The sequence below is a fragment of the Clostridium sp. AWRP genome (genome assembly GCF_004006395.2).
GTDB lineage: Bacteria > Bacillota > Clostridia > Clostridiales > Clostridiaceae > Clostridium_B.
Genome location: NZ_CP029758.2, coordinates 3,955,445 through 3,969,333, shown reverse-complemented (window position 1 = coordinate 3,969,333; position 13,889 = coordinate 3,955,445). Strand labels below are relative to the sequence as shown.

The 13,889-nt window shown below is 31.2% G+C and carries 9 protein-coding genes and 1 riboswitch; of the genes, 8 read left to right on the top strand and 1 reads right to left on the bottom strand.

What is annotated here, in order from left to right; genetic code table 11:
* Window positions 1–34: 34 nt before the first annotated feature.
* Complete coding sequence (gene abc-f, locus DMR38_RS18545) at window positions 35–1,948, bottom strand: ribosomal protection-like ABC-F family protein (protein ID WP_127722821.1); 1,914 nt, start codon at window positions 1,946–1,948, stop codon at window positions 35–37.
* 423 nt (window positions 1,949–2,371) lie between these two features.
* On the opposite strand from abc-f, the gene DMR38_RS18540 reads away from it, so the two are divergent.
* From DMR38_RS18540 to guaB, 8 genes are all read left to right on the top strand, one after another.
* Window positions 2,372–3,004: a redox-sensing transcriptional repressor Rex gene (locus DMR38_RS18540; protein ID WP_127722819.1), complete on the top strand. Its 633-nt coding sequence runs from the start codon at window positions 2,372–2,374 to the stop codon at window positions 3,002–3,004.
* Between the two features lie 331 nt (window positions 3,005–3,335).
* The gene (locus DMR38_RS18535; protein WP_347562535.1) at window positions 3,336–5,669 is read left to right on the top strand and encodes a bifunctional dihydroorotate dehydrogenase B NAD binding subunit/NADPH-dependent glutamate synthase; all 2,334 of its coding nucleotides are present in this window, start codon (window positions 3,336–3,338) and stop codon (window positions 5,667–5,669) included.
* A 143-nt stretch (window positions 5,670–5,812) separates the two neighbouring features.
* Window positions 5,813–6,721 carry a DNA glycosylase gene (locus tag DMR38_RS18530; RefSeq protein WP_127722817.1) on the top strand — a complete coding sequence of 303 codons (909 nt, stop codon included), beginning with the start codon at window positions 5,813–5,815 and terminating at the stop codon, window positions 6,719–6,721.
* 196 nt (window positions 6,722–6,917) lie between these two features.
* Window positions 6,918–8,405, top strand: a complete 1,488-nt coding sequence (locus DMR38_RS18525) for a 4Fe-4S dicluster domain-containing protein (protein WP_127722815.1) — start codon at window positions 6,918–6,920, stop codon at window positions 8,403–8,405.
* A gap of 253 nt (window positions 8,406–8,658) precedes the next feature.
* Window positions 8,659–9,375 (top strand): TVP38/TMEM64 family protein, encoded by a 717-nt coding sequence (locus tag DMR38_RS18520; protein ID WP_127722813.1) that lies wholly within the window; start codon window positions 8,659–8,661, stop codon window positions 9,373–9,375.
* A gap of 416 nt (window positions 9,376–9,791) precedes the next feature.
* Window positions 9,792–10,076, top strand: a complete 285-nt coding sequence (gene groES, locus DMR38_RS18515; RefSeq protein WP_013240324.1) for a co-chaperone GroES — start codon at window positions 9,792–9,794, stop codon at window positions 10,074–10,076.
* Window positions 10,077–10,138: 62 nt separating this feature from the next.
* Entirely contained in the window at window positions 10,139–11,773 is a 1,635-nt protein-coding gene (groL, locus tag DMR38_RS18510) for a chaperonin GroEL (protein WP_127722811.1), read from the top strand.
* A gap of 380 nt (window positions 11,774–12,153) precedes the next feature.
* Window positions 12,154–12,251: riboswitch (purine riboswitch) on the top strand.
* 113 nt (window positions 12,252–12,364) lie between these two features.
* The gene (gene guaB / locus DMR38_RS18505) at window positions 12,365–13,819 is read left to right on the top strand and encodes an IMP dehydrogenase (protein ID WP_127722809.1); all 1,455 of its coding nucleotides are present in this window, start codon (window positions 12,365–12,367) and stop codon (window positions 13,817–13,819) included.
* The last annotated feature ends 70 nt before the right edge of the window (window positions 13,820–13,889 follow it).

The window sequence follows — 13,889 nt, the reverse complement described above, 5'->3', positions numbered from 1 at the left end:
CATAAGTTTATTTTTATTTTGAAATTCTATAAATCTATAACATTTTCTCCCAGTCAGCATATAAAGTGTCTATTTCATTTTGTGTATCTGAAAGTTCCTTATTTACAGCACTGCTTTTTTCAGGATTAGAATAAACTTCCTCTAGGCACAGTTTCTTCTGAAGTTCAAGTACGTGATCTTCCAAATTTGAAATTTCTTCTTCAATGTTTCTAACTTTAGATTTCTTTTCACGTTTAGACTTTTCAAGTTCTCTTTTCTTTTTTTTCTCATGTTGTATTTGAGTTTTAGTCTTTGAACTTTGCTCTTCTTCCATTTCAAATCTTAAGGGATTCTTTTTCTTTTCCACATAATAGGTGTAATTACCTAAGTATTCTTTTGCACCATTCTCATTTAATTCATATATTTTATTGACGGATTTGTTTAAAAAGTATCTATCATGGGAAATTACAAGCACGGTACCATTGTAGTTTAATAAAGCTTCTTCTAAGGCTTCACGGGACGTTATATCAAGATGGTTTGTAGGTTCATCTAAAAGTAAAAAATTAGATTTAGACAATATGAGTTTTAATAGATTTATCCTGCATTTTTCTCCACCACTTAAAGAAGATATTTTTTTAAACACATCATCTCCTGTAAATAAAAAGCTGGCTAGAGCATTTCTTATTTCTGTAGTGGTAAGTTTTGGAAAACTGTCCCATACTTCGTCTATAATTGTTTTTTCAATATTTAAGTCAGATTGTTCTTGGTCGTAGTAGCCTACCAGTACATTTTTGCCTAATTTGCAAAGACCATCATCCTGTTTTAATTTGCCTAAAATTATTTTAAAAAATGTAGTTTTGCCTCTACCATTTTCACCAATTAAAGCTGTTTTTTCTCCTTTTTTTATATCAAAATTTAAGTTTTTAAACAATAGCTTTTTATCAAAACTTTTACTTAAATTCTCTACGTGGAGTACGTCATTTCCACTGTTTATCTGAGTTTTAAATGTTATGCCTTTAATTTTTTCATCTTTGTCAGGAGCAGCTAGTCTGTCAATTTTGTCTAACTTCTTTTGTCTGCTTTCTGCTGCCTTTATGCTTTTTTCCCTGTTAAAAGATCTATATTTTTCAATGATTTCTTCTTGCTTTTTTATTTCTATTTGCTGTATATTATAAGCTTTTAACTGGACTTCATAATTTTTTTGCTTTAACTCCAAAGAAGTAGTATAATTTCCGTTATAAAAATTTATATGACCGTTTATGAGTTCCATAGTTGACTGGGTTATAGCATCTAAAAAGTATCTATCATGAGATATTATTATGATAGTACCTTTATAGGATTTTAAATATTCTTCTAACCATTCTATAGCATCTAGATCCAGGTGGTTAGTAGGTTCATCTAAAAGAATGATATCAGGTTTAGATAAAAGCAGTTTACAAAGTGCCACCCTTGTTTTTTTCCCACCACTTAGCACAGTTATAGGATCGAGAAATTCATTTTCTTGAAAACCTAATCCACTTAAAACTCTGTTTATTTCAGCTTTGTAGGTGTATCCACCTCTGTTTGTATAAAGCTCTGAACAGGTGGTATATTTATCTATCAATTTATTTCTATATTCTTCATTTTTGGCATCGTAAGGTTCGTTCATCAAGGTTTCTAATTTATTCAATTTATTTTCTAAATTAATTAGATCCTGAAACACAGTAAGCATCTCGTCATATATAGTATTTGAAGAATCCAATGACAGATGTTGAGTTAGATATCCTACTGTTTTAGCCTTATCTATAAATAAATTTCCACTATCATAATTTATTTTACCTGTTAAAATGTTAAATAAGGTGGATTTGCCAGCTCCATTTGGACCGATTAATCCCACTTTTTCTCCATCATTTATGTTGAAAGTTATATTTTCAAGTATAATTTCTACTCCATAACTTTTATGAATATTATTGCAACTTAAAACAACCATTAGTAACACCTTCCTTAATCATTAACATTTTACTATGTATAGTAACTTTTTTGTAGTCCTATGTTATAATTATAATTAGAAAATTATAATATGGACTAATTGATGTTTTAAATTTATTTTTAAAAGAAATTATAATTAGTTAACTTTCAAGTACATTTGTAAGGATTGGTAATGTAGGCAAATTAACAATGGTTGTTAATGCTCATTATTTATAAATGTTAAAAGGTAACTAAAAAAGGTGAGTACTATGTTGTATAAAACATGTAAATAATTAATATAATTTACATATAAATGTATTGATTTATGTCTGTATGAATAGGATAATTAAATATATATCAAAGTAATTTATTTAGATACAATAATGGTATTCTAAAAATCAAAAAGTATTTAAGAGAAATCAAAGAATATAGAAGAAGGTGTAGTATGGATAAAAAAAAGAATATATCAATGGCTGTTATAAAGAGATTGCCAAAATACCATAGGTATTTAATGGATTTAATGAAAAATGACGTAGATAGAATATCCTCTAAGGAATTAAGTGAAAAAATAGGGTTCACAGCTTCACAAATAAGGCAGGACTTAAACTGTTTTGGAGACTTTGGACAGCAGGGATATGGGTATAACGTAGGTGAACTATACGGTCAAATATGCAATATACTTGGTCTTACGAAAACTTATAGGACTGTTATAATAGGTGCAGGTAATATAGGGCAGGCTATAGCTAACTATACTAGATTTGAAAAAATAGGTTTTCGGTTAGAAGCTATTTTTGATATAAATCCTAAACTTATAGGTATTAGAATTAGGGATATCGAGATAAGGGATATAGATTATTTAGATGATTACTTAAAAGAAAATAGTATAGATATAGGAGTTATATGTGTACCTAACAATAATGCCCAAAAGGTTTGTGATATTTTAGTCAAAAACAAAGTTAAAGGTATTTGGAATTTTGCTCCTGTAGATTTGGTTACGCCAGAAGACATAAAGATTGAAAATGTTCATTTAAGTGATAGTTTATTAACATTGACATGTCTTTTAAATGATATAGATTAAAAACTTAAATGAATTCTTTAAGTTAAAAAATTCATTTGTTAGAAAATAAATTTAAATTATAAATATTTATAAAAAATGAGCAATATTATGAATATAGTTTATATTTTTAGCATATTGTAATTGTTTTCTTGTGCAATTTTCATAATTATATGATATAATTATATAGGTTTATATTAGGTCAAATATGAGTTGAGAAAGGGGCAAAAAGCCGTTTAATCAGATGTATCTTATTGGGGGGTATTTACTGATGCTGTAGGGTGAATTTCATCCGAATTTACGCCCTCGGAGTGGAAGACCGAACGAAAGTAGCTAATTAGCAAAATCGAACACTATGAAAAGGGAAATAGGCATAGATCTTATGATTTATGTACTAAAAAAATGGCATAAAAGTATGTACAAGATTGTTAACAAAAAAAATTTATCACCAAACATATTCTTAATGGATATTGAGGCACCAAGAGTTGCAAAATCCTGTTTACCGGGACAATTTATTATAATCAAAATGGATGATAAAGGTGAAAGAATACCTCTTACTATCTGTGATTATGATGCAAAAAAAGGAACAGTTACTATAGTATTTCAGACATTAGGGGCTTCAACTAAAAAAATGGCTAAATATGAAGTGGGAGAGTATTTTGAAGATTTTGTTGGACCACTTGGACATTGCTCAGAACTTGTAGAGATGGATCTTAAAGAACTTAAGAAGAAAAATATAATGTTTGTAGCAGGTGGTGTAGGTACTGCACCAGTTTATCCACAAGTAAAGTGGCTTCATGAACATGGAGTAAAGGCAGATGTTATAGTTGGATGTAAATCAAAAGATTATCTGCTATTTGAAGACGAATTGAAACCAATTTGCGATAATTTATATATAGCAACTGATGATGGAAGCTATGGATATAAAGGTTTTGTTACAGATCTTTTAAAAGAACTTATTGACAAGAAAGAGAAAGAATACGATTGTGTAGTTGCCATAGGACCTATGATAATGATGAAGTTTATAACTCAAGTTACAAAACAATATGGAATTAAAACAATAGTAAGTTTAAATACTATAATGGTAGATGGAACTGGAATGTGCGGAGCTTGTAGAGTTACTGTAGGCGGAGAATTAAAATTTGCCTGTGTAGATGGTCCTGAATTTGATGGTCATCTTGTAAATTTTGATGAAGCTATGAGAAGACAAGCTATGTATAAGACTGAAGAAGGAAAGAAACTTCTGAAAGCAGAAGAAGGGGACACTGGAAGCAGAGAAGGCAAAAAGTGTAGGGCAGAAGAAAAATTTGAAAGAATGAAAAGAGTACCTATAAAGGAACAGGATCCTAAAGTTAGGGCTACTAATTTTGATGAAGTTTGCCTAGGGTACACTGAAGAAGAGGCTGTAAAAGAAGCTTCAAGATGCTTGAATTGTAAAAAGCCTATGTGCGTTACTGATTGTCCTGTTACAATAGCTATACCTAAGTTTGTTGAACAGGTAAAAAATAGAAATTTTGAAGAAGCTGCTAAAATAATATCAGAATCAAGTGCACTTCCTGCTGTATGTGGAAGAGTATGCCCTCAGGAAACTCAGTGTGAAGGAAAATGTGTACTTGGCAAAAAAGGTGATGCGGTTGCTATAGGTAAGCTAGAAAGATTTGTAGCAGATTGGTCAAGGAAGAATAATATCGATCTATCTAAGACTTTACCTAAAAACGGCAAAAAAGTAGCTGTTATAGGGAGTGGTCCTTCAGGACTTACTTGTGCAGGAGATTTAGCAAAGCTTGGATATGACGTTACTATATTTGAAGCACTTCATGAAGCAGGAGGAGTACTTGTATATGGTATTCCAGAATTCAGACTTCCAAAGGATACTGTAGTAAAACATGAAGTTGAAAATGTAAAGAAATTAGGAGTAAAAATAGAGACAGATGTAATAATAGGAAGAACTGTTACTATAGATGAACTTGTAGAAAAAGAGAAATTTGATGCTGTATTTATAGGTTCAGGAGCAGGACTACCAAGGTTTATGGGAATACCTGGAGAAAACTTAAATGGAGTATTCTCTGCAAATGAATTCTTGACAAGAAGTAATTTAATGAAAGCATATAGAGATGATTATGCAACTCCTATAAAAGCAGGCAAAAAAGTAGCTGTAGTAGGAGGCGGAAACGTAGCTATGGATTCTGCAAGGACAGCTCTAAGACTTGGAGCAGAAGTATACATAGTATACAGAAGATCTGAAGCAGAACTTCCAGCAAGAGCAGAGGAAGTACACCATGCAAAAGAAGAAGGAATTAAATTCAATCTTTTAACTAATCCTGTAGAAATATTAGGAGATGAAAAAGGTTGGGTTAATGGAATACGCTGCATTAAGATGGAACTTGGAGAACCAGATGCATCTGGGAGAAGAAAACCAGTTGCAATAAAGGGATCAGAATTTGATTTAGATGTAGATACTGTAATTATGGCCCTTGGTACTTCACCAAATCCACTTATATCAACTACAACAAAGGGACTTGAAATGAATAAGCGTAAATGCTTAATAGCAGAAGAAGAGACTGGGCTCACTACAAGAGAAGGAATATATGCAGGTGGAGATGCCGTAACAGGTGCTGCTACTGTAATACTTGCAATGGGTGCAGGTAAAAAAGCTGCTAAGGCTATAGATGAATATCTGAAAAAATAATTATATATTGAATAAAGAAGCTGTATCAGATTTTTGGTACAGCTTCTTTAATATTCGTTGAAAATTATCTTAATAAAATGGTATACTATCAGAAATAAGTATACGATTTTGGTAAAAATTTTACGGAGAAAAGGAAGTATAATATGGATTTCAATTATGTAGAGGATTTTGAAAATGGGATTATAATAAAAAATGTTCGAAATTTTGAATTAGCTCATATATTCGAATGTGGGCAGTGTTTTAGATGGCATAGAGAAGAAAATGGCAACTATATAGGCGTAAGTTTTGGAAAAGTAATAGAGGTAGAAAAAAAGGGAGAGGATGTGATTTTATATAATACATCGCAGCAGGATTTCAAGGAAATTTGGGCAGATTATTTTGATTTGTATAGGGACTACAATGAAATAAAAAATATACTTAATAAAGATCCTGTTTTAAAGAAAGCTATAGAATTTGGAGAAGGGATTAGATTATTAAAGCAGGATCCTTTTGAATTGATAGTTTCTTTTATAATATCTGCTAATAATAGAATCCCGATGATACAGAGGGCTATAAAAAATATAAGTAAAAAATGGGGAGAGCCTTTAGAATATAAAAACAAGATTTATTATAGTTTCCCTAAAATAGATAAATTAAAGGAAGCTACTTTAGAAGAACTTGCTTCTTGCGGAACTGGCTTTAGAAATAAATATATTAAAGACACTGTATCGAAGATTTATTATAATGGAACTAAAACTAAAGAAAATTACGATGAAAAATATGATATTGATTGGATTAAAGATCAAGAGGATGAGGTATGCCATAAAGAGTTGCAAAAATTTATGGGCATAGGTCCTAAGGTATCAGATTGTATTATGCTTTTCTCTATGCAGAAATACTCTGCATTTCCCGTAGATGTATGGGTTAAGAGGGCTATGAATTATTTTTATCTGGCACCAGATGTATCACTAAAAAAGATAAGGGATTTTGGAATAAGCAAGTTTGGTAAGTTGTCAGGATTTGCTCAGCAGTATCTATTTTATTATGCTAGAGAAAATAATATAAAGTTATAGAACATATATTATTTATCTGTATCATTTTTAAATGTAATCTGTTTAAGTTCATTTGCTAAAATTATATTAAAAAAGCATTGATACATAAAACAAAATTGTATAATAAAAATGTATTACATCTACTGTTACATTTTATATTTAAAGCTGTTATAATAAAATAAACAGTTTATAAAGTGTAGCAGGAGGAAAACATAAGATGAAAGATTTTGAAACACCCTTAAAAAAACTAAAGTATTTGGTGCTAAAGGAGGTTTCTTCTTTAACAAGAGAAAACAAATTAAGTGAAAGAGAGTTGAAAAAAATACCCTATAAAATAATTTCTGGTGACAAGGAAGAATATAGATGTTGTGTGTATAAGGAAAGGGCGGTTGTATATGAAAGGGCTCTTTTGGCTTCAGGATTTGTTCCAACATATAATACTACATTGGATCTAAAGAAAATTGTAGATAGAGAACACATAATGTATGTGCTTTCAGCTGCCTGTGATAAATGTCCTATATATAAATATCGTGTGACAGAGGCTTGCAGGGGATGTATTCAGCATAAATGTATGGAAGTATGTCCGGCAAAAGCAATATCTAAGGTAGATGGAAGGGCTCATATAAATCAAGATATTTGCAAAGAGTGCGGCATGTGCAAAAAAGTATGTCCTTACAACGCCATTGCAGAAGTAATGAGGCCTTGTAAAAAGTCTTGCCCAACTGGAGCTTTGGAAATAAACTCAAAAAATAGGATGGCAATGATAGAAAAAGAAAAATGCATTAATTGTGGTGCATGCATGGCAGCATGTCCATTTGGAGCTATATCAGATAGAAGCTATATTTCTGAGGTAACTAAGGCACTTATGGGTGAGAATAATGTGTATGCAGTAGCAGCACCTGCTATAATAGGACAGTTTGGATGCAAAGTTACAGTAGGTAAGTTAAAAGATGCATTTAAAAAAGTAGGATTTGAAAATATGATGGAAGCAGCTTGTGGGGCTGATGCAGTAACTGTAAATGAAAGCAATGAATTTGTAGAGAGAATGAAAAATGGCGATAAGTATATGACAAATTCATGCTGTCCTGGATTCATGGGTTATATTGAAAAAGAATTCCCAGGTGAAGTAGCAAAAATATCAAGTACGGTTTCACCAATGATTGCAGCAGCAAGGGCAATTAAAAATCAGGATAAAAATGCTGTAGTAGTTTTTGTAGGACCTTGCACTGCAAAAAAGTCAGAGATAACTATAGAATCAATAAAAGAGGCAGTAGACTATGCTATGACTTTTGAAGAAATAGCAGCTTTGTTTGGTGCTTTTGATGTTGATCCAGAAAATTGTGAAGATGTGCCAATAGACGATGCATCTGTGTATGGAAGAGGATTTGCACAAGGTGGAGGCCTTACAGCAGCTATAGAAAATTATATAGGAGAAGAGAAAATAGATATTAAATTTGAGCCTGTAAAGGTAAGTGGAAAAGATGAGATAAAAAAAGCTATGAATTCAGCTAAAATTGGGAGACTCCCGGGTAATTTTATAGAGGGAATGATGTGTGAAGGTGGATGTATTGGTGGACCTGCTACTATGGTTTCTTCTATGAAAGCTAGAGGACAATTGATTAAATTTAGTAAACAATCTGATAAAAAATCTGTGCTTTCTAATGAAAAACTTAAAGAATTTGGAGATGTAAATCTAGAGAGATAAACTATAAGGTTTGTAAAGCAAGAATCAACTTATACTACGGATATTTTTAGCAATTAAAAATTAACATTCACTATTCATTCTTAAGTGTTAACTTAAAAATATGTCTGCGTATAAGTTGATTTTTAAGTTAGAATACTGATATTGTTAAATAAAGTTTAATAAATTATACAAAAAATTGTGATAAGATTTAAAGTATATAACAAAATAAATTGAACATAATGAATATTAATTACATTAAATTAGGTGGTATGGATTGAAAAGATTAAAAAGAATTTTAAAAAAATATAGATCTTATATAGTGTTAGCAATTATATTGTTTATATTAATTGGAATTGCATATGAATATTATAATAAATACATGTATATATTTAGAGATCCAAATAAAATAAAGAATTGGATTATGTCCTATGGCAAATATGGGATAGTAGTATTTTTGTTTGTTCAATTTTTGCAGGTAGTTGCTTTTTTTATACCTGGAGAGATTGTTCAAATTGCAGGAGGATATATATATGGAACATTGTTTGGAAGTATTATATCAATTTTAGGCATAACTTTTGGCAGCATAGCAGCTTATAGTATATCTAGAATTTATGGAAAGCCGCTTGTAAACAAAATAATATCTGACAAGGATTTAAAATTTTTTCGTAAAATGTTGAACTTAGGAAGTATAAACTTTATAGTATTTTTGTTATATGTAATTCCAGGAATACCTAAGGATGTTCTAGCTTATATATGTGGAATATCAAACATTAGCTTTAAACATTTTATATTTTATTCAACTTTAGGAAGGCTGCCTGGAGTAATTATTTCAGCATATTTTGGATCAAAAATATATACTGGAAATAAAATAGTTCTTATATTAATAGGAGTCACAATGACACTTTTATTTGTAATAGGCGTGCTAAAAGGAGAAAAAATAATAGCTAAGATAACGAAAAATAGAACTTCAGAAAGCGATAAACAACTTTAATTGGATTGTTTATTGCTTTTTTAATAAACAGAATTCTTGGCATCAGATGGAGTTTTGACTCCACCTGATGCTTATTAACAGGCTTCTTAGTGCAGGTAGTCATCGGATAAATTTTAGATATTTTGTATATATAAACCTAATTGGAAGATAATAATGGATATGGTTTTACATATGAAAAGTTTATATATTAAGATATGTATGAAATTAATAGTAATAAAGCGAAATAGCTATCTAATTAAAGAATAATCAATATTTTTACTGTAAAATAGGTTAATAACTGGTAAATTTAAATTTGAAAATATATATATTATTCATTATTATAATAATTGTATTAGCACTCACAATTAATGAGTGCTAACAATAAAAGCTAAAAATTAATTTTAAATACATTTAAATATTTTTAAGGAGGGGTTTAGATGAAAATTAGACCACTTGGAGACAGAGTTGTAATTAAAAAATTGGAAGCTGAGGAAACTACAAAGAGCGGTATTGTTTTACCAGGAAGTGCTAAAGAGAAACCACAAGAAGCAGAAGTTGTGGCAGTAGGAATTGGTGGAACAGTAGACGGAAAAGAAGTTAAAATGGAAGTAAAAGTAGGAGATAAGGTGTTATTCTCCAAATATGCTGGAAATGAAGTAAAAATAGACGCACAAGAGTACACTATTTTAAAACAGGACGACATATTAGCTATAATTGAGTAGTTGATTAATTCAAACAGAAAAACAAGTATTTATATAACGGTTAATTGTAAGGAGGGTTTTTTATGGCAAAAAGTATTTTATTCGGTGAAGATGCAAGAAAATCAATGCAAGAAGGCGTAAATAAGTTAGCAAATGCAGTAAAAGTTACACTTGGACCTAAGGGAAGAAATGTAGTACTTGATAAGAAATTTGGTTCACCACTTATCACAAATGATGGTGTTACAATAGCAAAGGAAATAGAATTAGAAGATCCATATGAAAATATGGGAGCACAGCTTGTAAAAGAAGTTGCTACAAAGACAAATGATGTAGCAGGAGATGGAACAACTACAGCTACTTTGCTTGCGCAAGCAATAATAAGAGAAGGCTTAAAAAATGTTACAGCTGGAGCAAATCCAATGCTTATAAGACAAGGTATAAAGATGGCTGTAGACAAAGCCGTAGAAGAAATTAAGAAAGTTTCAACAACTGTAAAGGGAAAAGAAGATATAGCAAGAATTGCAGCTATATCAGCTTCTGATGAAGAAATAGGTAAATTAATAGCTGATGCAATGGAAAAGGTAGGCAACGAAGGTGTCATAACTGTTGAAGAATCAAAAACTATGGGAACTGAATTAGACGTAGTTGAAGGTATGCAGTTTGATAGAGGCTATTTAAGCCCATATATGGTTACTGATTCAGAAAAAATGGAAGCTGCAATAGAAGATCCATATATATTAATAACAGACAAGAAGATATCAAATATTCAAGACATATTACCATTACTTGAGAAAATAGTTCAACAAGGAAAGAAGTTACTTATAATAGCTGAAGACGTAGAAGGAGAAGCACTAGCAACTTTAGTTGTAAATAAGTTAAGAGGAACATTTACTTGTGTAGCAGTAAAAGCACCTGGATTTGGTGACAGAAGAAAAGAAATGCTTCAGGACATAGCAATACTTACTGGAGGACATGTAATATCAGAAGAATTAGGAAGAGACTTAAAAGAAGCTGAATTAGAGGATTTAGGAAGAGCTGAATCTGTAAAGATAGACAAAGAAAATACTACTATAGTAAACGGACGAGGAGATAAAAAAGCTATAGCAGATAGAGTATCCCAGATTAAGGTTCAAATAGAAGAAACTACTTCAGATTTTGATAAAGAAAAACTTCAAGAAAGACTTGCAAAACTTGCAGGTGGAGTAGCTGTAGTAAAAGTTGGAGCAGCAACTGAAACTGAATTAAAAGAGAAAAAATTAAGAATAGAAGATGCGCTTGCAGCTACAAAAGCAGGTGTTGAAGAAGGTATGGGACCAGGAGGCGGAACTGCTTATATAAATGCAATTCCAGAAGTTGAAAAATTAACTTCAGATATACCAGATGTAAAAGTTGGTATAGACATAATAAGAAAAGCATTAGAAGAACCAGTTAGACAGATAGCAGCAAATGCTGGTGTTGAAGGTTCTGTAATAATTGAAAAAGTTAAAAACAGTGCAGTTGGTGTTGGATATGATGCATTAAAAGGTGAATATGTAAATATGGTAGAAAAAGGTATTGTAGATCCAACTAAGGTTACAAGATCAGCACTTCAAAATGCAGCATCTGTAGCATCTTCATTCTTAACTACAGAATCAGCAGTTGCAGATATTCCAGAAAAGGCTCCTGCAGGTCCAGCAGCAGGTGCACCAGGAATGGGCGGAATGGAAGGAATGTATTAATCTAAAAGCAAATATGAATGGAAAATTGAACCCTAGCATTATGTAAATGCGGGGTTTAATTTTTATCCGATGACTATCTGCTCTAATACTCCCTCTTTTCCAAGTTGAAGTAAATAGCAGATACGTCCCTGGATAACGAGTTCTAAGCATCAGGTAGAGTTAAACTCCATGATGCTAAGAACTCTGTTTATATTAAAGCAGTATAATAGAAAGTTTTTTAAATACCTGTATATAAGGGGAATTTAAAGGGAAATCTATAATATAATTTAGGACTATTTTAGATATATGAGGAATTTTTCATTGACAAAAAGAAAAAAATTGAATAAAATAGTGTAAATAGTTATTAAAAGAGATAGAAATTCATTAAAATTTGTAAAAAGTGAATATCTTTTTGTCCAGCTCATATATACCCTCAATAAGGGAGGGAGTATCTACCGGAAGCCGTAAATTTCTGACTATGAGCGGAATTATTATGGTACAAGTCATATTAATTTCGCATACATATGGGAATTTAATATGGCTTTTTTATTAAATCTTATCAAAAATGATTAAGCAGAAATATATTATATTATAATTTAGGAGTGATTTTAATTGGCAAAAATTTTAAAAAAAGCATACACTTTCGATGATGTACTTTTAGTACCAAACAAATCAGAGGTTTTACCTAGAGAAGTTTCTTTAGCTACTAATCTAACTAAAACTATAAAGTTAAATATACCTCTTATGAGTGCAGGAATGGATACTGTTACAGACTCAAAAATGGCTATTGCTATGGCTAGAGAAGGTGGTATAGGTATAATACATAAAAATATGACCATAGAAGAACAGGCTATGGAAGTAGACAAGGTAAAAAGACAGGAAAATGGAGTAATAACAGATCCTTTCTTTCTTTCACCTGATAATAGCATAAATGATGCACTTAGCCTTATGAGCAAGTATAGAATATCTGGAGTGCCTATAACCATAGAAGGGAAATTGGTTGGTATAATTACTAACAGAGATATAGTTTTTGAAACAAACTATAATAAGAAAATTTCCGAGGTTATGACAAGAGAAAAACTTATAACAGCTCCAGAAGATACTACTATAGAAGAAGCTAAAGAAATATTAAAAACAAGTAAAATAGAAAAGTTACCTTTAGTAGACAAGAATAATAATTTAAGAGGACTTATAACCATAAAAGATATAGAAAAAGTAAAGAGATTTCCAAACAGTGCTAAGGATTCTAGAGGAAGGCTTTTATGTGGTGCTTCTGTAGGAGTTACAAAAGATATGATGGAAAGAGTAGATGCTCTTGTACGAGTAGGAGTTGACGTTTTAAATGTTGATACAGCTCACGGACATTCTAAGGGAGTTTTAGATGCAGTAAAAACTATAAAAGAAAAATATCCAGATGTACAAATTATTGCAGGAAATATTGCAACAGCGGAAGCTGCTAAAGATTTAATTGAATCTGGTGCAGATGCAATTAAAGTAGGTATTGGACCTGGATCTATATGTACTACTAGAGTAGTAGCAGGAGTAGGAGTCCCACAACTTACTGCAGTAATGGACTGCGTAGAGGAAGCTAATAAATGTGGTATACCAGTTATTGCAGATGGTGGAATAAAGTATTCAGGAGATATAGTAAAGGCATTAGCTGCTGGAGCAAAAGTAGTTATGATGGGATCAATGTTTGCAGGTTGCGAAGAAGCACCAGGTGAAACTGAAATATATAAAGGAAGAAGTTATAAAGTTTATAGAGGAATGGGCTCTCTAAGTGCAATGGCTTGTGGAAGTAAGGATAGATATTTTCAAGAAGGAAATAAAAAATTAGTTCCAGAAGGTGTAGAAGGAAGGGTTCCTTATAAAGGATCTGTAGCAGATACTGTATTCCAACTTTTAGGAGGAATACGATCAGGAATGGGATACTTAGGATCACCTACTTTAAATGATTTGTATGAAAAAGCTACTTTTGTAGTTCAATCTTCAGCAGGACTTAGAGAAAGTCATCCACACGATATTTCCATGACTAAAGAAGCTCCAAATTACAGTGTTAGACAGTAAAAATTATAGTCGAATAGAAGTTTTTATAATATAATTGTATTTGTAATGTTTAATATAAAATGATTTTCTA

Coding starts and splice junctions, on each gene's coding strand:
- groES (WP_013240324.1), top strand. CDS start 9,792: ATGAAAATTAGACCACTTGGAGACAGAGTTGTAATTAAAAAATTGGAA.
- abc-f (WP_127722821.1), bottom strand. CDS start 1,948: ATGGTTGTTTTAAGTTGCAATAATATTCATAAAAGTTATGGAGTAGAA.
- groL (WP_127722811.1), top strand. CDS start 10,139: ATGGCAAAAAGTATTTTATTCGGTGAAGATGCAAGAAAATCAATGCAA.
- DMR38_RS18540 (WP_127722819.1), top strand. CDS start 2,372: ATGGATAAAAAAAAGAATATATCAATGGCTGTTATAAAGAGATTGCCA.
- DMR38_RS18530 (WP_127722817.1), top strand. CDS start 5,813: ATGGATTTCAATTATGTAGAGGATTTTGAAAATGGGATTATAATAAAA.
- DMR38_RS18535 (WP_347562535.1), top strand. CDS start 3,336: ATGAAAAGGGAAATAGGCATAGATCTTATGATTTATGTACTAAAAAAA.
- DMR38_RS18525 (WP_127722815.1), top strand. CDS start 6,918: ATGAAAGATTTTGAAACACCCTTAAAAAAACTAAAGTATTTGGTGCTA.